The sequence below is a fragment of the Vibrio sp. B1-2 genome, from assembly GCF_963888445.1.
GTDB lineage: Bacteria > Pseudomonadota > Gammaproteobacteria > Enterobacterales > Vibrionaceae > Vibrio > Vibrio anguillarum.
In genome coordinates this window covers 67,200-85,794 of sequence record NZ_CAWPJH010000042.1, presented here as the reverse complement: position 1 = coordinate 85,794, position 18,595 = coordinate 67,200, and the positions used below count along the sequence as shown (strand labels likewise).

Below are 18,595 nucleotides of genomic sequence, written 5' to 3'. Positions count from 1 at the left end.
GAGGCCAGTTGGCTTTCTTTTTATTTTGTCGCCGATTTCAATTTTTTACTTTTAAAATAAAAGTTATCGGTGATTGAATTCACGCTTTTCTCTTTTGCCTCTTTTTCAATATATCAATAACGGAAACACTCCAACTATCCCCACATAATTTAAGAGCCGAAGGTATGGATTGGATAATCGAGGGAGCGGAATGGTTTATTGGTCTGTTTGAGAAAGGCGGTGAAGTGTTTAGCGAAATGGTGGCACAAGTACTCCCAGTGCTGATCTGTTTATTAGTTGCCATGAATGCGCTGATCCGTTTTATTGGCCAACAGCGCATAGAAGTGTTAGCTCAGAAAAGTGCGTCTAATCCTATATCTCGCTATTTGCTCTTGCCGACAGTAGGAACCTTTGTTTTTTGTAATCCCATGGTGCTCAGCCTAGGGCGTTTCTTACCTGAAAAGTACAAACCTTCTTATTATGCCTCTGCCTCCTACAGTTGCCACACCATGAATGGTATGTTCCCTCATGTAAATCCTAGTGAATTGTTTATTTATCTAGGCATTGCCGCTGGGATCACTCAACAGGGCTTATCGCTCGGTCCTCTCGCTATTTCCTATTTGCTGGTTGGCTTAGTGACCAACTTTTTACGCGGTTGGGTAACCGATATGACGACTATGTTTGTGGCTAGACAACAAGGTGTAGTATTCAGTGATAAAGTCGATCTTAACGTGGTTGAGGAAAAATGATGACGGTATTGAAAGTAAACCGAGGGCAGGGTGGATGGGGTGGCCCGCTATTCATTCCGGTTGAGGTTGACAAGAAGATCATCTACATCACAGCAGGGACTCGTCCCCATTTTATTGATGAGATGGTGGCGTTGACGGGCATGCAAGCGGTTAACGGCTTTGAACATTTTGTTCCCGATGAACGAGTCGCTTGTGTAGTGATTGACTGTGGTGGCACATTGCGTTGTGGGCTTTATCCCAAAAAAGGTATTCCGACATTAAATATCCATGCTACAGGCCAAAGTGGCCCTTTGGCACAATATATTCAGGAAGATATTTATGCATCTGGCATACGCAGTGGTTGTTTTTCCTTGGTAGATGATCACAAAACTACGTTTTGTGAGCCAATCCTATCTCAGCCCCAATCCATTGACACGACGAAGAAGCTTAGCCAACAAACAGATAGCTTACTGGCTAAAGTGGGGATCGGTATGGGCTCGGTGATGGCGACCTTTAATCAGGCTGGGCGTGAAACCATTGATACCGTACTTAAAACCATTCTGCCTTTTATGGCGTTTGTTTCAATGTTGATTGGGGTTATTCTCGCGTCTGGGTTAGGTGATTTAATTGCTCATACTTTGGAGCCATTAGCAGGGAACCCGATCGGTTTACTGACGATTGCCTTGATCTGTTCATTTCCGTTTCTGTCACCCTTTCTTGGACCAGGTGCGGTGATTGCGCAAGTGATCGGTGTACTTATCGGGACTCAGATCGGTATGGGAAATATCCCACCGCACTTAGCATTACCCGCTTTGTTTGCCATAAATGCTCAAGCTGCTTGTGATTTCATCCCTGTAGGGCTTGGCCTTGCAGACGCTAAGCCCGAAACGGTACAGGTCGGTGTGCCTTCGGTACTTTACTCTCGTTTTCTTACAGGTGCGCCAACGGTGCTGATTGCTTGGCTTATCTCATTCTTCATTTATCAGTGAGGGCATATGCTTCAGTATCAAACGACGATTTTGTCCGCTGGCGATTATGCTAAAGACTCACTGCATGATGATATGGTGATTTTATTCGGCCCGAGCGCCCCTGATGCGGTGAAGGAATATTGCTTCATACACTCTGGATCTTCGTTGTATGGATTGATTGACCACAACACCACTTTATTAATTGGGGATCTCGGTTTTGTTGTGACGGCAGTCGGCAGTGTGGCGAACCAAAATCTTGCGGAGCTTGGGCATGTAACACTTAAGTTTGACGGTCAGCGAACCCCAGAATTGCCGGGTACCATCCATTTACTCGGTCCTAAATTAGAAGTGCTTCAACATGGTGATGTGTTGATGTTTGGTTAAAGTGGTGGAATGTGGCTTGATTGTGATTAGGCATATCTAAGAAAAAAGGCTCCTGTTTTAAAAGGAGCCAAATAGCTGGTAAGCGCTGTCGTATCGGTACGATTCATGAACTTGATAATGATATGGTTCATGATGATAGTGGGAGCTTCACCCAATAAAAGGGACTGATTTTGCAGAAGATTGACGCATAGCATCAAGTTCAGGATTAGGCTGTCGTTAGTATCGCTATGGGTTCGAATAGTGAGTAAAAATGACATTCGGAGATTTCAACTATAATTAACGAACAATTAAAGCGTGCCGCGCCGAACAAGGTTGCGCACAACAAGAAAGGAATGGGCAGCAAGATGAAAAAAATGCTGATGTTTCTATTATTGCTGCTTGGGCTGGCGGGCGCAGGCGCTGGCTATTACTTTCTTTATTATCTTCCCGAGCAAGAAGCACTGCAGGCCGATTCGTCGAGTTCGAACGATGAAGAACAAGTGCCAACTACTGAGACGGCTCCTAAAACGGCCTTGCCACCAAAACCGCTCGTTAATGATTTATATGTCGATTTAGCAAGGCTCGGAGTAAGAGAAAAGCCCGATGCACAAGCGTTTGTTGAGCGAGTTCTATACCGTGGTGATAAGGTTAAAATCTTGGAGCGCAAAGCAGGTTTTGGCCGCATTACCGATTATTTTGTCTATGAGGAAAACGGGCCGGAAGTCGCGGAGTGGATACCTTTGGATGGTTTAGTGGAGCAAGCCCCGCTGATCACGGCAGAGGAGCGCCGTAAAACGGTCACGCAGTACATTGCGAATTCGGATGATTTTAAACTCTATGAAACGGCTTTTGTGCAGAAAACCGATGAGCTGCTGAAAAATGAAACCTGCGTACCAGAAGATTTTGAAGAGCTTGGTGGTTGGGTAAAGTCACTCAAATATCAAGAACGTGAGGTTTATTTTGTGTATTGTGGTGGCCGCAAGTTAGCCAACAAAATTTACTTTGATATACAAAGCAAAGAAATATTTTACGCTTCTCATTAGCTAAAGTGGTAAGAGCATTTAGATCTTTTTACTTGAGGCTTATCGTTGTCAGGAATATGATGCCTGCTTGAGTTGAGAGGAATGATTTTTTCATGCATTGGCACTTTATTAAATATGTCTGGTTTACGCTTCTCGCGGTGGTTCTGCCTTCGCAAGCGTTCGGCTATTTAATTGAAAGTGAAACGCACAGCCACGCTGAACGTAAAGTTATCCAACAACATGGTGAAAAAACGTCGCTCACGGCGATTGTTCATCAACAACCTATCTCTGATCAACAAGATAAACAAACGGCTCCACCCGTATCAAAATCGCTTCACTCAGACACTTCTGCTGCAATCGTCACCGCGTCTCGTTGGGGGGTAACTTCCCGAGTCGTTGAATACGATGGCCCCACTTTTGTCGATAACACACCCAATTACGACGTCACCGTCGCTCCCTTTAGGCTTTATCTTTTTCCTGTCGCTGAGTTGGCGGCATGGCAAGCTCGCCCCTATAGTTCTAACCACAGAATTTCTGGTTGGAAAGAAACGAATGCCATGTATGTGGCGTTAAATAGCCAGTACTGATCCCTCTTACTTTATATCAAGTGACAAAGTCACTCGCTTGTTCATTTAACTTGTTTATTTAAAGTAATAACAACTCAGCTTTGCTGAGAGGATTGGTATGAAAAAAACACAAAATAAAAAGGCGTCAGCACGTCTTATTAATCACTATTCTGCGTGGAAGTATATCGTATTGGCCGCCACTTTGGTTGTGCTTGCCTTGAGCGCTATACCCACCTGGTACGGCGAACAGCCGTCTATTCAACTGCAAGTCTCCTCTAAAAATGAGACGCTTAATTCAGTCGTGGAATTAACTCATCTACTCGAAAAAAACGATATTGCGGTACAAAACATACAGCAGCAAGGTGGGAAAACGACCTTAGTCTTTGCTGATGAAGTCCAGCAAACGCACGCCAGAGAATTACTCGATGGCATGATTGAAAAAGAAGACAGTATTACGTTCTCTTACGTTTCGGTTGCACCAATATGGTTGACAAATTTAGGTTTTAACCCGATTAAACTAGGGTTGGATCTGCGTGGTGGTGTGCAATTTTTGCTGAACGTTGACGTGGATAAAGCGTTCCAAGAGCAACGTGACAGCATGATCGATACCGTGAAAGATAAGCTGCGTGACGAGCGTCTTCGCAGCGTGAAAGTTAGTTCTGAAGGTATTGATGGCTTCAAAGTAATGAGCAATTCAGCGGAAGATCTCAATAAAATCAATGCATTTCTTAAAGAGACTTACTCAGGGTGGGATATTCAACGCTCTTCTGATCAACTGCTGATCAAGCCTTCAAAACAGAATCGAGTCGATTTCCAATCAACGACGCTGCAACAGAACCTCAAGATTATGCGTGATCGCATTGAAGAGCTAGGCATCACTGAAGCCATGGTTCAGCGCCAAGGTGAACACAGCATTCGTATCGAATTACCGGGCGTGCAAGACCCATCACAAGCGAAAAACGTGATTGGTGCGACGGCGAGCCTTGCTTTTTATGAGGCGAAATCACCCAGCGAAGCGTTTACGTCGCAAGACATTGTGCTAAAAGATGAAAATGGCCGCAATGTTGTACTTACTAAACGCCCTGTATTAACCGGCGATCACATTGTTAATGCGCGCGCAGGTATTGACCAAGTGGGAATGTCTGAGGTCAACATCTCGCTTGACCACGCTGGTGGCAAAATCATGAGTGATTTTTCATCCAAGCATATCGGTAAACCGATGGCGACCGTGTACCGTGAATACACCACCAATGCTCGTGGCGAAACAGAGCGTAGCGAAAAAGTGATCAGTGTTGCGACCATTCAATCGCAGCTGGGTAGCCAATTTAGAATCACTGGTGCAGGTTCGATGGAAGAAGCACAGCAGCTGGCTTTATTGCTGCGCGCTGGTTCATTAACCGCGCCTGTGACTATCGTAGAGGAGCGTACCATCGGCGCTTCATTGGGCGCAGAAAATATTCAAAATGGTTTTGCCGCATTAGCCTTAGGTATGGCATTAACGCTGACTTTTATGGCGCTTTGGTATCGCCGTTTAGGTTGGGTGGCGAACGCGGCGTTGCTGTTTAACATGGTGTGTCTCATTGGTCTGATTGCCTTATTGCCGGGTGCTGTGCTGACCTTGCCGGGGATTGCAGGTCTAGTTTTGACGGTTGGCATGGCCGTCGATACCAACGTGCTAATTTTTGAACGTATCAAAGACAAAATTGCAGAAGGACGTAATTTCGCCCAAGCGATTGATTCTGGGTTTAGCAGCGCCTTTAGCACCATTCTTGACGCCAACGTCACCACTATGATCACCGCTGTGATTCTGTATTCGATCGGTAATGGTCCAATCCAAGGCTTTGCCCTGACCTTAGGGCTCGGCATTATGACCAGTATGTTCAGCGGTGTGTTTGCTTCGCGTGCGGTTATCAATCTCATTTGGGGACGAGATGCTCGTCGTGATGTAAGGGTATAAACATGATTGATTATTTGAAAAACCATATTCGTCCAATTCGTTACATCACGAGCGTACTCTCTGTGACATTGATGCTGATCTCATTAGTGGCGTTTGGTGTGAAAGGCCTCAACATGGGTTTGGATTTTACTGGTGGGATGGTCACTGAAGTCACGGTCGATAAAACCCTCACCAACAAAGAGTTACTGCAAGCGTTGAAACCTACATTAGGAGATTCAACGATGCTCACCAAAGCAGGTGAAGAGGGGCGTTGGGTTATCCGCTACGCGCTTCCTGAAAGTGATCAAGAGACGCCTAACATTCCAACTTTGCTCAGCGACGTCTCTGAGCATGTGACGGTGGTGAGCAACAGTATGGTCGGCTCGCAAGTGGGGCAAGATCTGGTGGAGCAAGGTAGTTTAGCGTTGATGATCTGCTTACTGTGTATCTTAGGTTACTTGTGTTTCCGCTTTGAATGGCGTTTAGCGAGCGGCTCGTTGTTGGCCTTGCTGCATGACGTTATTTTAGTGCTCGGTTTCTTTGCCCTGACACAGATGGAGTTCAACCTAACCGTGTTTGCGGCGGTACTGGCGGTATTAGGTTATTCATTGAACGACTCTATTATCATTGCCGACCGTATTCGTGAACTGCTCGTGGCTAAGCAAAGCACGCCAACCAAAGAGATTACCGACCAAGCCGTGATTGCGACTTTCTCACGCACTATGGTGACTTCGGGTACGACATTACTCACCGTTTCCGCATTGTGGTTAATGAGCGGGGAGCCGCTTGAAGGGTTTGCCATTGCAATGTTCATCGGTATTATTTCTGGAACTTGGTCTTCAATCTCAATCGGGACTGTGTTACCAGAGTGGTTGAAACTTGAACCTAAACATTACTTGCCTGTAGTGGTGGATTCCGCGCCTTAGTATTTCTGCGCATGTCATTTAAAGTGAAGTAAAAAAATCCGCCTTATGCACAGGCGGATTTTTATTGGTAGTTGACTATAAATTACGGTAGGAAGTGTAATTTATAGTTCTTTATCTTTACTCAGTGACAGCAACCAAAGTGAAATGGCGGCAACCACCGCAAAGCCGCCAAAGATAATAACAGGCATCGCGCTGTAACCAAGAATATGCCAAATCACCGATTCTAATGTACTCATGGGTTAATTCTCCTATTGCCAGCCTTCAACGCCTTGCATGTCTGGCAGTTTATGTGCAATACCTTTATGGCAATCGACACAGGTTTTTTCACCACTAGCAAGGGCGGTAGAGTGCTGTTTGGCACTGCGTGGACCTTGCTCTGAAAAATCCATGTATTCGAACTCATGGCAGTTGCGGCACTCTAATGAGTCATTATTTTTCAATCGTGACCACTCACGCTCCGCGAGATGTGCTCGACGTGCTTGAAACTTTTCGGGTGTGCTAATGGTGCCTAACACCACATGAGCAAACAACTCTTTGGATGCTTGCACTTTGCGGATAATCTTGTCTGTCCACTCATGGGGAACATGGCAGTCAGAGCAGATAGCACGTACGCCGGAACGGTTAGAATAGTGAATCGTCTCTTGGATCTCTGCCACAATCGGTGCATGACAGCCTGAGCAGAATTCTTCTGAGTTTGTTGCTTCCATACCGGTGTTAAATGCGCCCCAAAATAGCAGACCACCTGCAAACCCCATGAACAATACGATGCCAACGGCCGCTTTACTTGGGCTTGTGAGCCTTTTCCAAAACGCTTTTAATAATTTCATAAATAGCCTCTTAAGTTATTATCTGGCTACGATTAGCGAAGTGAATCAACGGATTTGAACTCATTTTCCACCAAAGGCTTCGCAATGGCTTGCGGTGCATGGCACTGTAAACAGAAATAACGGCGCGGTGAGACGTCAGCTAGCACCGCATCTTCACGGTTAACATAGTGGGTCACACTGATTTTGGTTGCGCCCATCTCTTTGGCATTTTTCCAACTGTGACAAGCAAGGCACTTATTGGCGTTTAGCGACACTTCGTAGCCACGAATGTTATGCGGGATCAAAGGTGGCTGATAGACGTATTCGCTTTCAAGCGCTTGATCTCTTGGGTACTTCTTAAAGTCGTCTGCAGGACGAGTCTCTTCAAGTTGCGTTGCGCCACGCAGCGATTCCAGCCCACCGTTTCCGCCGGGGTTATTCAGTTCCGCCTGTACCGTTTGGCCAAATAAAGCCCCAAAAGATAAAAGGGCGATCAGTAGTTTTTTCATCTTAAATTCTCCGCCTAATGGCTCATTCTGAGATCGGCCCCCCATAGAGCAGCCGATGCATTCATTAACTGGCTTACGCTACTTTAGTGATTTTTACCGGACATTTTTTGAAGTCTGTCTGCTTCGACAGTGGGTCCGTAGCATCTAAAATCAGCTTGTTAATCAAAATGCGAGCATCAAAGAATGGGATAAAGACCAAACCATGCGGTGGACGATTTCGGCCGCGCGTTTCCACACGAACACGAACTTCGCCGCGTTTGTTGGAAATCAATACTTCATCACCACGTCGTAACCCACGCGCTTTGGCGTCATCTGGGTGGATGTAACAGAGCGCATCGGGTACGGCTTTATAAAGTTCAGGCACGCGCCGCGTCATAGTGCCGGTGTGCCAGTGTTCTAACACGCGGCCTGTACACAGCCACATATCAAATTCGGCATCAGGTGATTCCGGCGGAGCTTCATAAGGAGCGGAGATGATCCACGCTTTACCATCCGGTTTGCCGTAGAAATCCCAATCAGATCCTTTTTTCGCATAAGGGTCAGAGCCTTCTTTAAAGCGCCATAACGTTTCTTTGCCATCCACAACTGGCCAACGTAAGCCGCGAACGTTATGGTAGGTATCATAAGGAGCTAAGTCGTGGCCGTGACCGCGTCCGAAGCTGGCGTACTCTTCAAATAACCCTTTTTGTACATAGAAACCGAAGTGATGTGCGTCATCGTTCAGTTCACGCGCTTCTTCAAGCGGGAATTGGTCAACCTGTCCGTTTCTGAACAGCACATCAAACAGGGTTTTACCGCGATATTGTGGCGCTTTGGCGAGCAATTCTTCTGGCCACACTTCTTCCATTTTGAAGCGTTTAGAGAACTCCATCACTTGCCATGAGTCTGATTTTGCTTCGCCCACAGTACCAACTTGCTGATACCAAGCTTGAGTGCGGCGTTCAGCATTGCCGTAAGCGCCTTCTTTTTCCACCCACATTGCGGTAGGGAGCACTAAGTCGGCCGCTTGCGCTGTGGCTGTTGGATACGGGTCAGACACGACGATAAAGTTTTCTGGGTTGCGGTAACCCGGTAAACGTTCTTCGTTAATATTCGGGCCTGCTTGCATGTTGTTATTACACTGCACCCAGTAAGCGTTGAGTTTGCCATCTTTGAGCATTCGGTCTTGCTGTACGGCGTGAAAGCCCGGTTTTTCAGGAATGGTGCCTTGCGGAAGCTTCCATGTTTTTTCAGCAATCGCGCGATGTTTGGGGTTTGCCACCACCATGTCAGCAGGCAAGCGATGAGAAAAGGTTCCGACTTCACGTGCCGTGCCACAAGCGGATGGTTGACCTGTTAATGAAAATGGACTGTTGCCAGGTGTGGCAATTTTGCCTGTCAGTAAGTGCAGGTTGTAGACCAAGCTTTGCATCCAAACACCGCGAGTGTGTTGGTTCATGCCCATAGTCCACAGTGACATCACTTTGGTGTTAGGGTCAGCGTACTGTTTTGCAAGCGCGATCAGTTTATCTTCGGCAACGCCTGACATTTGCGCGGCTTTTTCAACCGTATAAGGTGCAACCGAGGCTTTATAAGCTTCAAAGTCAATCGCAGTAACATCACCGGAGTTTGCATTTTTCGCTTTAACTTGCAATGGGTGCTCGTCACGCAGGCCATAACCAATATCCGTAGTCGCTTGTTTGAAGTGGGTATGTTTATTGACGAAATCCCAGTTCACCGCATTGTTTTGAATGATGTAGTTGGCGATGAAGTTGGCGATGGCAAGGTCACTTTGTGGGTGGAAAATGTAACCGTGGTCGGCCAGCTCAAACGAACGATGATAATAAGTCGAAAGGACATTTACTTTAACGTGTGGGTGACTTAAACGACGATCGGTAATACGAGTCCAAAGAACCGGGTGCATTTCGGCCATGTTTGAACCCCAAAGCACAAAGGCATCAGCGTGTTCAAAATCATCATAGCAGCCCATCGGTTCATCAATACCAAAGGTGCGCATAAATCCAACAACGGCTGAAGCCATGCAGTGACGAGCGTTCGGATCAATGTTATTAGAGCGAAAGCCCGCTTTCATTAGTTTAACGGCGGCGTAACCTTCCATCACGGTCCATTGGCCTGAACCGAACATGCCAACACTGGTTGGCCCTTTCGCTTTTAGAGCTTGTTTCCACTTTTCAGCCATCACATCGAAAGCCTGATCCCACGACACTGGCGTGAACTCTCCATCTTTATGGTATTGGCCATCTTTCATGCGCAGCAGTGGCTGTGTTAAGCGATCTTTGCCATACATGATTTTTGAAAGGAAGTATCCTTTAATACAGTTCAACCCTTTGTTAACGGGCGCTTCAGGGTCACCTTGTGTGGCAACCACTTTGCCGTTTTGGGTACCGATTAATACTGAACAGCCCGTACCGCAGAAACGACAAGGCGCTTTATCCCAAGTGATTTTTGTTTGGTCTGAGCTGGCAATCAAGTTTGTTGCGCTGGCGGGTAGAGTAATACCAGCGATAGCGGCTGCGGATGCGGCTGCGTTTGCTTTCACAAACGCGCGTCTTGTCATTTTCATACGTCATCCTCAATGTGGGAATGTTGTGTTCCAGTGTTGGTATCCGTGTCATCCAGCCCACTTTCTATTTGGTGATAAACCAAAGCGGTGCTGAGAACATGTGGTAAGTTGTTAATCGCATCGATGGTGTCAGTAACGAAGCCTTGATTTTCCGTTTCCAAAACGACGATCATTTTCCCTTCGTTGCTTTGGCCATACACTTCGGCGTTCTCAAACGATTCGATTGTCGCTTTGAGCGCTGCTAAATGTTCAGGTACGACGTGAACGATCAAACTTGAAATATGTACTTCATTGAGTGACATGTTTATCTCTCATTATTATTAATATTGCTCACACGGATGGCTGAGGTTGGACAGATGGAAACGCACGCGCCACATCCGTTACAGGCATCAATATCGACATTCGGTTGCGCCACTTTTCCGATCACTAAATTGAACGTTATAGCGCTGGCTTCACATGACTCAGCGCAGCTACGACACTCCACATTGCGTTTAGCCAAGCAGCTTTCTTCGAGCTTTGCTTTAGCCAGCCACGGTTGTGTTGAGCGCGGTGCGAAAATTGGCTCTGGGCAGCTCTGCGCGCACTGATAACAAAAGGTGCACTCATCAATATGAAAATCTATGGTTGGGAAGCCGCCATCACCTAAGGTGATGATCTTTGTTTCGCACGCGTCTAGGCAGCGGCCGCAGCGAGTGCACTCATCTGAAAAGGAGAGGGGGTGAGCAATCCAAGGCAAGCGGACAATGGTGTCATCGACCTGATTACGAGAAAAAAAACGCCTTTTCGAGAGATCAACCAAAGTGCATTCCTGTATTTGTTAACAAATCTTCATTTATCCATACACAAATTGTAGTTTTTGTCCTATTTCTATAAATACCCCCAAGGAGGTAATTGGCTAGTCATGTTGTTTTAGATCAATAAATTCAAGCGCGAGTGATCACATATTGAATGGCTTTAACGACAGCGGTGCCCAATCAGATACAATAGGCAAGGAGAGGTTCACGGAGAGATGTTTTGAGAAAACGATCCAAACAGTCGGTCACCAGCACCATTGCCAAAGCCATGGTGTCGATTTTACTGTTATCGGTTGCCATCACAGGCTACGCCATTTTTACACTCGCTTCCTCACTCAATGATGCGGAAGCGGTTAACGTGGCTGGTTCAATGCGTATGCAAAGCTATCGATTGGCACATGATATTCAAAGTAACTCGGTGGATTATTCATCTCACATTTATCTTTTTGAACGTTCGCTTTATTCACCATCAATGAAAGCATTGCAGCGTTGGCCTGTGCCAAACGACATCACCAAAGATTATTATCAGTTGATCATTCGTTGGCACGAACTGAAAAGCTTGTTAAATAGCGAGAACAAAGACCGCTATCTTGATGAGGTAGCGAAATTTGTCAGCCAAATCGACCGTTTTGTCTTTAAGTTGCAGCACTTCTCAGAACAAAAGCTGATCCAACTGGCTTGGTTTGGCGGCATGGGGTTGGGTGGTGTGTTGTGTATCTCATTGTTTGTGGTGCATTTTATTCGTAAGGAAGTGGTGGGGCCATTGCGTTCGCTAGTGACCGCCAGTGAGCAGATCCAAAACCGTTCATTTGATGTATCGCTCAATGTCACCAGCCATAATGAAATGGGGATCTTAACCCGCACGTTTAATAAAATGGCCACCGATCTTGGTAAGTTGTACCTTGGTTTAGAGCAAGCGGTGAATGAGAAAACCCATAAGTTGCAAAATGCCAACCAAGCACTGCAAGTGTTGTATGACTGCTCGCAAGAGTTAACCGCGTCGCGCATTAGCCAAGATAATTTCCAAGCGATTTTGCAACACTTGGTCACCATTGAAGGGGTCACATTTGCCCAGTTAGAAATTGGTGATGACGCGGGTAAAAGTACGCGCTTATCCGAAGGTGAGAGCAATGGATTCTCCCTTTCTCCGCTTTTGCTGAGCTTAGATGGGATGCAACTGGGTTACTTGTATCTGCAATACAGCTTGCCTTGTCCAAATAGCGCCTTGATTGATAACTTCGTACAAATATTGTCGCGTGCCATTTATTATAATCAAGCACAGAAACAAGCCGAGCAGTTGATCTTGATGGAAGAACGCGCCACCATCGCACGGGAACTGCATGATTCGTTAGCTCAATCGCTTTCGTATCTGAAGATACAAGTATCACTATTAAAACGCGTGATTGGCCGAGCAGAGACCCCGCACGCTGCAGAGAAAAAAGAGCAAATCATTTTAGATATTGATCAAGGTTTGTCGGGCGCTTACACCCAGTTAAGAGAGTTATTAACTACCTTTAGGCTAACGATTAAAGAAGGCAATTTTGGTCAAGCGCTCAAGGGCATGCTAGAGGAACTTGGCGAGCAAACTACGGCGGAGATAGTGCTTAATAATAATTTGTCATCGATTGATTTAGATGCGCATCAACAAGTGCATTTACTGCAATTGATCCGAGAAGCGACTATCAATGCTATCAAACACGCTCAAGCTAATGTCATTCAAGTCAACTGTGATGAATTAGACGATCAGGTGATGGTGACGATCAAAGACGATGGGGTTGGCTTTGATCAACAGCGTGCTAGGCTCAATCACTATGGATTAAGCATTATGCAAGAAAGAGCGGCGCGGCTGCATGGCGCAGTGTCAGTAACCTCCGCACCCAATGCTGGGTGTGAAGTTATATTGAAATATAAACGTTCAAAGGATACAAATTTTGACGAGATGTAGAGTAATGTTGGTAGATGACCATCCTTTGATGAGACGTGGTATCAACCAGCTATTGAGTTTTGAAGATGACTTTGAAGTGGTTGCTGAAGCTTGTAACGGCAGTGAAGCCATCGCTTTGGCACATGACATCGAGCCGGATCTCATTCTGCTTGATTTGAATATGAAAGGCATGTCAGGGCTCGATACGTTAACAGCGCTTCGTGCGGATGAATCAACCGCTACCATCGTTATTTTAACGGTATCAGACAGTGCGCTCGATATTGAAGCTATGGTGAAAGCGGGGGCTGATGGCTACCTTCTTAAAGATACAGAACCAGATGAGCTGGTGGAACTGCTTAGACAGGCCGCGACGGGTGTAAAAGCGTACAGCGAGTTTGTTACTCAGTACCTTGCCGAACGCCATACGCATGAAGATCTTTTTGAGGCATTAACCGACCGTGAAACTCAGATTTTAAAAGAGGTCGCGAAAGGGTATCGGAATAAACAAATTGCGGATCGTCTGTTCATTTCTGAGTCGACAGTAAAGGTGCACATGAAGAGTTTACTGAAGAAGCTACGCGTCCCATCGCGCACGGCAGCAACGATTTTATACTTGGAACGCTATAGCGAGAGTAAATAACACCTATTTGGAAATAGCGGTTTGAAAAAAGGGCGTCCTGTTGAACGCCCTGATTGTTTGTCAATGTTATGCTGTCATCGGTACAAGGATTACTGTACCAATAATGACCGTGATTAAGCCGAGGATGACAGGAACGGAAGTGCGTTTTACCACTTCAAATGGACTGATTTGGCCCATACCAGCTGTTGCTACAACGACGCCTGATACTGGTGAAATGGTGCGTCCAAGGTTTGAAGCTTGCAGCATCGGGATAATGAGAAAGGCTGGGTTCACGCCCAATTTAGCCGCCAACGATGGCGCTAACTCAACAAAGGCGTAGAACGGAGCGTTGCCTGAACCCGTCGCAATAGCGGCTGCTACGGTAAGGCCTGTCAAAATCAGCATCAAGGCTATGCCGCCTGCGCCTGCGGTTTCTGCAAGATGAAGCAGGTTATCAATCGCCCCAATCGACATCAAACCTTGCGCGAACACGCCCGCAGCAACCAATAACATCACCACGCCTTTGAATGCTTCGGCCATGCCTGCGTAGCATGATTCTAGATCTTCTAACGTCTCTTTACCTTTAAAACGCTTCGTCACGAAGTCAACCAATGCACCGATGAAGATGGATCCGACCACAATGGTGTAAATATCAAGGCTCAAACCTTGAATGGTTTCTCCGTTGAATAAGAACACACCCACAATAGGTAAGAATGGAAGAGCCGCATAGTAAGCCGGTGCTTTCACTTCGATGGCGGAAACATCGATTTTTTCCATCGGTGTGTTGTCTTTCTTATCGAGATATTTGTTCCAGAAGAAGGCCGCGATCGCCATGACGATAATGGCACAGATCGAAACAGGAAGAACCGTTTCCACGGCAAAAACGTGTAAAGGTAGGCCTGATTTTTCCGCCGCAATAACCACATCACCGGATGTCGGGGAAAGGATGATCGCAGCAGGAGATGCACATACCGCAACTGCGGCCGGACGAGAGATCCCCATCGCTACCATCATCGGAAATAAAGTGGCCATTAACAGTACGCCAAGACCCGTTGCTGAGCTCACCGCTAAAGACATCAAACATGCCACAATGTAAGCAGCAACCAGCAAGATATAAGGGGATGTAATAACCGAAAGAGGTTTAGAAAACTGTTTTACAACCACATTGTTGGCGCCGATGTGTGTCATGTACGAAGCAAAACCACACAGCAACATAATTTGCATGCCTAAACCGCCACCACTGTAACGTAACATGTATTTCACGAATTCGAGTGCATCCGTTACTGTGTTACCGGTTGAGGGTACTTTGGCTGGCAGCACTGAATAGCCAAGTGCGCCAGTTAATAGCAGTAAAACGATACCTGCGGTGAGTAACACACCGGCTGGCTTGTAACCTTTAACAATGAAATAACCCACCGCTACTGTTACCGCCAAGCCAATTAAAAGCTCTAGCATTTAAGTCTCCTGAAATTATGAACAATATTGCAAAAACGTGTATCAATTTATGACAAGGAATTTACCGAAAAGAATGCTGTAGCACGAGAGCAAGTTGAGCTTTAGATGATCTAAAACAATAAAATTATCAATTGATAACCTAGTTGAAAATTCTTTAACTTTGAATATGTTTTAGTCGTTCTAACTATTCATTTAGCAAATATGCGGCTAGAAGTTCTGTTAGAGGGGGGATAATTTAAGCTAAGAAAAATGAAGCCACTTAAGGCATGGCTTCATCAAATCTGTAAAGTATGAATTTAGGAGTACTGACGCACAATGAGCTGCCAATTGGATTTTTGTAGTGCTAATTGTTGCTTCACTTGTCGATAGCGCAGCATCAATAGGGAGTGTTCATATCTACGAACCATATTGTTTTTTTTACTTTCGATCAGCTGTTTCTTTAATTCATAATACTCTTGCAACTGCATGACTAAAGCGTCAAATTCACGTTGTATGCTGGCCATAACGAGTTGCTGATTGGGCAACGCGGCGATCTGTTTTTGCGCATGGCTTAATGCCATTAACGCTTTCGCTTTTTCTACCTTAAGGGGGGGAGAAGTGCGCAGTTTACCAGCCAACCCAAGCCACGAACACAGCTTGATCAGCCATTTTGTTGGGTCGTATTGCCACCAATAAATCCCATTACGATAATCGTTTTCAAAAATATGGTGATAATTGTGGTAGCCCTCGCCAAAAGTGAAGAAAGCCAAAATACCGTTATCGCGGGCTGTATTTTTATCAGTATACGGCTGGCTACCCCATATATGAGCCAGCGAATTGATGAAAAATGTCGTGTGATGATTGAGCACCAAACGCAGTGCACCCACGATCAGTAACATGCCCAGTATATCGTGATAAATAAAACCAAGGATCAAAGGAACGCCCAAGTTCATTGCGAGTGCCAAAGGCACATAATACTTATGCTGCCACATGACGATCTTATCTTTTTGCAGGTCACGGCAGTTGGAGTAGTCATCGTACGTGGTTTTATTGTAGTGACGCAGCATCCAACCTATGTGTGAAAACCAGAATCCACGTTTGGCTGAATAAGGATCTTTGTCATTATTGTCTACATGCTTGTGATGAACTCGGTGATCAGAAGACCAATGTAGCGCACTGTTTTGCAGTGCAAACGCCCCACCTAATGCAAACAATAATCTCAGTGCCCAATGTGCTTCATAGGCTTTATGTGACCATAAACGGTGATAGCCCGCGGTAATGGAAAGGTTGCAAAAGGAAAAACAAATCATCAACCAAAGCCAATGCTCCATGCCGTAGCCAAATTGCCATCCATACAAAGGGGCTGCAATCGTCGCTAAGCCCAAGCTGAAGCTAAAAATGACGATGTTTATCCAAATAAGTGGTGGTTTTGATGCCGATTCCATGATTAAAGTCCTTGAGCTTACAGTTGTTCGCTAGAATATCAGCGAACAACTGTAAGTCAAAGAGGTTTAATGATTCTTTTAAGGGATTGTGACTAGTATATTTTGCTTTTCTATTTGAACCGAATAGTATGAAAGACGATGTTAATCCTTACAGGAAGTAATAAGGACTAGAATATGGAAATAAAAGCAGCTGAATATTGCGATTTTGAAAGAATTGCTCAGCTACACGCTCAAAGTTGGCGAACTCACTACCAAGGCATATTAGGCAAAGAGTACCTTGATAACGACGTTCTAGAAGACCGTTTACTGATTTGGCAAACTCGCTTAATCAATCCACCATTTAATCAACATGTCCTACTGATTGAAGAGGGGGGGCTGCTGTGTGGGTTTATCTGCGCCTTTGGTAACCACGATTTTGACAAAGGCAGCATTATCGAGTCTCTGCACATTGATGAAAATTATCGAGGAAGGGGGATTGGTCGCCAGTTGATTCAAGATATGGCGGCATGGTTTGAGCAGTATTTCCCTAATAGCGGTGTGTATTTGGAAGTGATGGCAGACAATAAGCAAGCCATCGAATTTTACGACTACTTAGCTGGTCGACCTAAAGGAGAGCGTTTATGGCGGTCTCCCTGTGGGCAAGATATTAAAGAGTGGGTTTATACCTGGACCAGCCCAACAGATTTGTTGGCTTCGGTCTCTTCTACGGTTGATTGAAACGCATAGTGCGCGGGCTATGTCTCTTACCTATCGGTATTCGTGTGATTCGTTCTTGATGTATTGAGGAAGAGGCGATGACCAAACATGATTGCATCTTCCAGACACATGAGTTTTTAATCATCTAAAGTTTCCAAATGCTATAAATAGAAAAAGCCTCTGATAATCAAAGGCTTTTTCTTGGTATTTGGCGGAGAGATAGGGATTTGAACCCTAGGATAGCTATTAACCATCGCCGGTTTTCAAGACCGGTGCTTTAAACCACTCAGCCATCTCTCCGTGTGGTGCGCATAATAGATAGCCACCATAATATTGTAAAGCAATAAGTTGAGTCATCGACTCGGTTTGGCTAACCGCAATAACGTTTTCAGTTACAGTAAAGCACTGTTTTTACCGCTTCCCTTGATTTTATGAGCTATATACTCTACAACCTAGTTATCTAATAAAATGGTGTTTTATTTTTATTTGATTGATTTATATGTAATTTGTGTGTTTCAGGGAACGGTTGTACGCTCGAAAGTGTTTGCAGCTAAGTGTGAAGTACTTCAAAATTACCTCAATCCAAGGGCATTCTAACTAATCACCGAGGTTTAGATGAAAGTCGAGAATCTTTTTAAGCATCGTGGCGATTCAATGAACAAGTACTCCTCTGAGCTTATGCAGTGGGTATCACCTTCAGTACGTGAGTACTGGGGCGAGCTTCTACATAAAACAAACAGTCGCCAGTTGTTTTCTTGGGTTAGAGATTTTCACCAACCAGCAGTGAATGAAGATGCTCCTATTGCCGAACCCTTGATACTCAAACCTGAAGCGCAACGTCTGTATAAACAGCTCCAGACTCAGATTGGTGAAGTCATTCATACGGGTAAATGGCTGGTGGTTGATCAAGAGCGCATTAACCAGTTTGGTCAAGTAACCGAGGATATGCAGTGGATTCATACCGACCCTCAAAAAGCGGAAGTTGATTCTCCATTTAGGACCACAATTGCGCACGGCTTTTTGACCTTGGCCTTGTTACCTAAATTGACGGATAGCGTTGATCCTGACAAACCAATATTTCCGACCGCAAAAATGGTGGTGAATATCGGTTTAAATGAAGTTCGTTTCCCGTATCCAGTGAAATCAGGAAACCGAGTAAGAGCGATTAGTACTCTATTGAAAGTTACGCCAATCAAAAAAGGTTTGGAGATCGAGAGAGAAATTAAAGTGGAAATTGAAGGTATTCGTCGCCCAGGCTGTGTCGTGGTTTCAGTAATCCAACTCCATTTTTAACTTTAGAAAAATGACATAGAAACA

Annotated in this window: 19 protein-coding genes and 1 tRNA gene; 11 read left to right on the top strand and 9 right to left on the bottom strand. The window is 45.3% G+C overall.

Annotated features, from left to right (window positions below; all coding sequences use genetic code 11):
* The first annotated feature begins 164 nt into the window (after nt 1-164).
* From srlA to secF, 7 genes are all read left to right on the top strand, one after another.
* Nucleotides 165-728: a PTS glucitol/sorbitol transporter subunit IIC gene (srlA, locus tag AACQ75_RS15180; protein WP_017045367.1), complete on the top strand. Its 564-nt coding sequence runs from the start codon at nt 165-167 to the stop codon at nt 726-728.
* Complete coding sequence (srlE, locus tag AACQ75_RS15175; protein WP_017045368.1) at nt 725-1,696, top strand: PTS glucitol/sorbitol transporter subunit IIB; 972 nt, start codon at nt 725-727, stop codon at nt 1,694-1,696. Before srlA ends, srlE begins: the two co-directional genes overlap by 4 nt.
* Before the next feature lie 6 nt (nt 1,697-1,702).
* On the top strand, nt 1,703-2,059 hold the full coding sequence (locus AACQ75_RS15170) for a PTS glucitol/sorbitol transporter subunit IIA (protein ID WP_017046963.1): 357 nt from the start codon (nt 1,703-1,705) through the stop codon (nt 2,057-2,059).
* Between the two features lie 344 nt (nt 2,060-2,403).
* Nucleotides 2,404-3,081 (top strand): SH3 domain-containing protein, encoded by a 678-nt coding sequence (locus tag AACQ75_RS15165; RefSeq protein WP_237333147.1) that lies wholly within the window; start codon nt 2,404-2,406, stop codon nt 3,079-3,081.
* 92 nt (nt 3,082-3,173) lie between these two features.
* Nucleotides 3,174-3,647: a hypothetical protein gene (locus AACQ75_RS15160; protein ID WP_088733210.1), complete on the top strand. Its 474-nt coding sequence runs from the start codon at nt 3,174-3,176 to the stop codon at nt 3,645-3,647.
* Nucleotides 3,648-3,744: 97 nt separating this feature from the next.
* Complete coding sequence (secD, locus tag AACQ75_RS15155; RefSeq protein ID WP_170888968.1) at nt 3,745-5,583, top strand: protein translocase subunit SecD; 1,839 nt, start codon at nt 3,745-3,747, stop codon at nt 5,581-5,583.
* Nucleotides 5,584-5,585: 2 nt separating this feature from the next.
* Nucleotides 5,586-6,488 (top strand): protein translocase subunit SecF, encoded by a 903-nt coding sequence (secF, locus tag AACQ75_RS15150; protein ID WP_170888967.1) that lies wholly within the window; start codon nt 5,586-5,588, stop codon nt 6,486-6,488.
* A gap of 101 nt (nt 6,489-6,589) precedes the next feature.
* Here secF and AACQ75_RS15145 read toward each other — a convergent pair whose 3' ends face one another.
* The 6 genes from AACQ75_RS15145 to napF form a co-directional block, all read right to left on the bottom strand.
* Nucleotides 6,590-6,724 carry a TIGR02808 family protein gene (locus AACQ75_RS15145; RefSeq protein WP_094166351.1) on the bottom strand — a complete coding sequence of 45 codons (135 nt, stop codon included), beginning with the start codon at nt 6,722-6,724 and terminating at the stop codon, nt 6,590-6,592.
* Nucleotides 6,725-6,736: 12 nt separating this feature from the next.
* Nucleotides 6,737-7,315, bottom strand: coding sequence for a NapC/NirT family cytochrome c (locus AACQ75_RS15140; protein WP_013868528.1), 579 nt, complete (start codon nt 7,313-7,315; stop codon nt 6,737-6,739).
* A gap of 32 nt (nt 7,316-7,347) precedes the next feature.
* Complete coding sequence (locus AACQ75_RS15135; protein ID WP_170888966.1) at nt 7,348-7,803, bottom strand: nitrate reductase cytochrome c-type subunit; 456 nt, start codon at nt 7,801-7,803, stop codon at nt 7,348-7,350.
* 73 nt (nt 7,804-7,876) lie between these two features.
* On the bottom strand, nt 7,877-10,366 hold the full coding sequence (gene napA / locus AACQ75_RS15130) for a periplasmic nitrate reductase subunit alpha (RefSeq protein WP_094126834.1): 2,490 nt from the start codon (nt 10,364-10,366) through the stop codon (nt 7,877-7,879).
* Nucleotides 10,363-10,668 carry a chaperone NapD gene (locus AACQ75_RS15125; RefSeq protein WP_013868531.1) on the bottom strand — a complete coding sequence of 102 codons (306 nt, stop codon included), beginning with the start codon at nt 10,666-10,668 and terminating at the stop codon, nt 10,363-10,365. Before AACQ75_RS15125 ends, napA begins: the two co-directional genes overlap by 4 nt.
* 2 nt (nt 10,669-10,670) lie before the next feature.
* Complete coding sequence (gene napF, locus AACQ75_RS15120) at nt 10,671-11,165, bottom strand: ferredoxin-type protein NapF (RefSeq protein ID WP_017046967.1); 495 nt, start codon at nt 11,163-11,165, stop codon at nt 10,671-10,673.
* Nucleotides 11,166-11,380: 215 nt separating this feature from the next.
* Here napF and narQ point away from each other — a divergent pair, with 215 nt between their 5' ends.
* Both narQ and AACQ75_RS15110 read left to right on the top strand, forming a co-directional pair.
* A complete protein-coding gene (gene narQ, locus AACQ75_RS15115) occupies nt 11,381-13,105 on the top strand; it encodes a nitrate/nitrite two-component system sensor histidine kinase NarQ (protein WP_170888965.1) in 1,725 nt (574 codons plus the stop codon).
* Entirely contained in the window at nt 13,092-13,724 is a 633-nt protein-coding gene (locus AACQ75_RS15110; RefSeq protein ID WP_013868534.1) for a response regulator, read from the top strand. Before narQ ends, AACQ75_RS15110 begins: the two co-directional genes overlap by 14 nt.
* A 66-nt stretch (nt 13,725-13,790) precedes the next feature.
* Here AACQ75_RS15110 and dcuC read toward each other — a convergent pair whose 3' ends face one another.
* Both dcuC and AACQ75_RS15100 read right to left on the bottom strand, forming a co-directional pair.
* The gene (gene dcuC / locus AACQ75_RS15105; protein WP_019281627.1) at nt 13,791-15,158 is read right to left on the bottom strand and encodes an anaerobic C4-dicarboxylate transporter DcuC; all 1,368 of its coding nucleotides are present in this window, start codon (nt 15,156-15,158) and stop codon (nt 13,791-13,793) included.
* Between the two features lie 296 nt (nt 15,159-15,454).
* Nucleotides 15,455-16,582: an acyl-CoA desaturase gene (locus AACQ75_RS15100; protein WP_017050757.1), complete on the bottom strand. Its 1,128-nt coding sequence runs from the start codon at nt 16,580-16,582 to the stop codon at nt 15,455-15,457.
* Nucleotides 16,583-16,756: 174 nt separating this feature from the next.
* On the opposite strand from AACQ75_RS15100, the gene AACQ75_RS15095 reads away from it, so the two are divergent.
* Nucleotides 16,757-17,299 carry a GNAT family N-acetyltransferase gene (locus tag AACQ75_RS15095; RefSeq protein WP_170888964.1) on the top strand — a complete coding sequence of 181 codons (543 nt, stop codon included), beginning with the start codon at nt 16,757-16,759 and terminating at the stop codon, nt 17,297-17,299.
* Between the two features lie 188 nt (nt 17,300-17,487).
* Here AACQ75_RS15095 and AACQ75_RS15090 read toward each other — a convergent pair.
* Nucleotides 17,488-17,578 (bottom strand) — tRNA-Ser (locus AACQ75_RS15090).
* Between the two features lie 315 nt (nt 17,579-17,893).
* Between AACQ75_RS15090 and AACQ75_RS15085 the strand changes: the two genes are divergently transcribed.
* A complete protein-coding gene (locus AACQ75_RS15085) occupies nt 17,894-18,571 on the top strand; it encodes a MaoC family dehydratase (protein ID WP_013868538.1) in 678 nt (225 codons plus the stop codon).
* Nucleotides 18,572-18,595 lie beyond the last annotated feature (24 nt).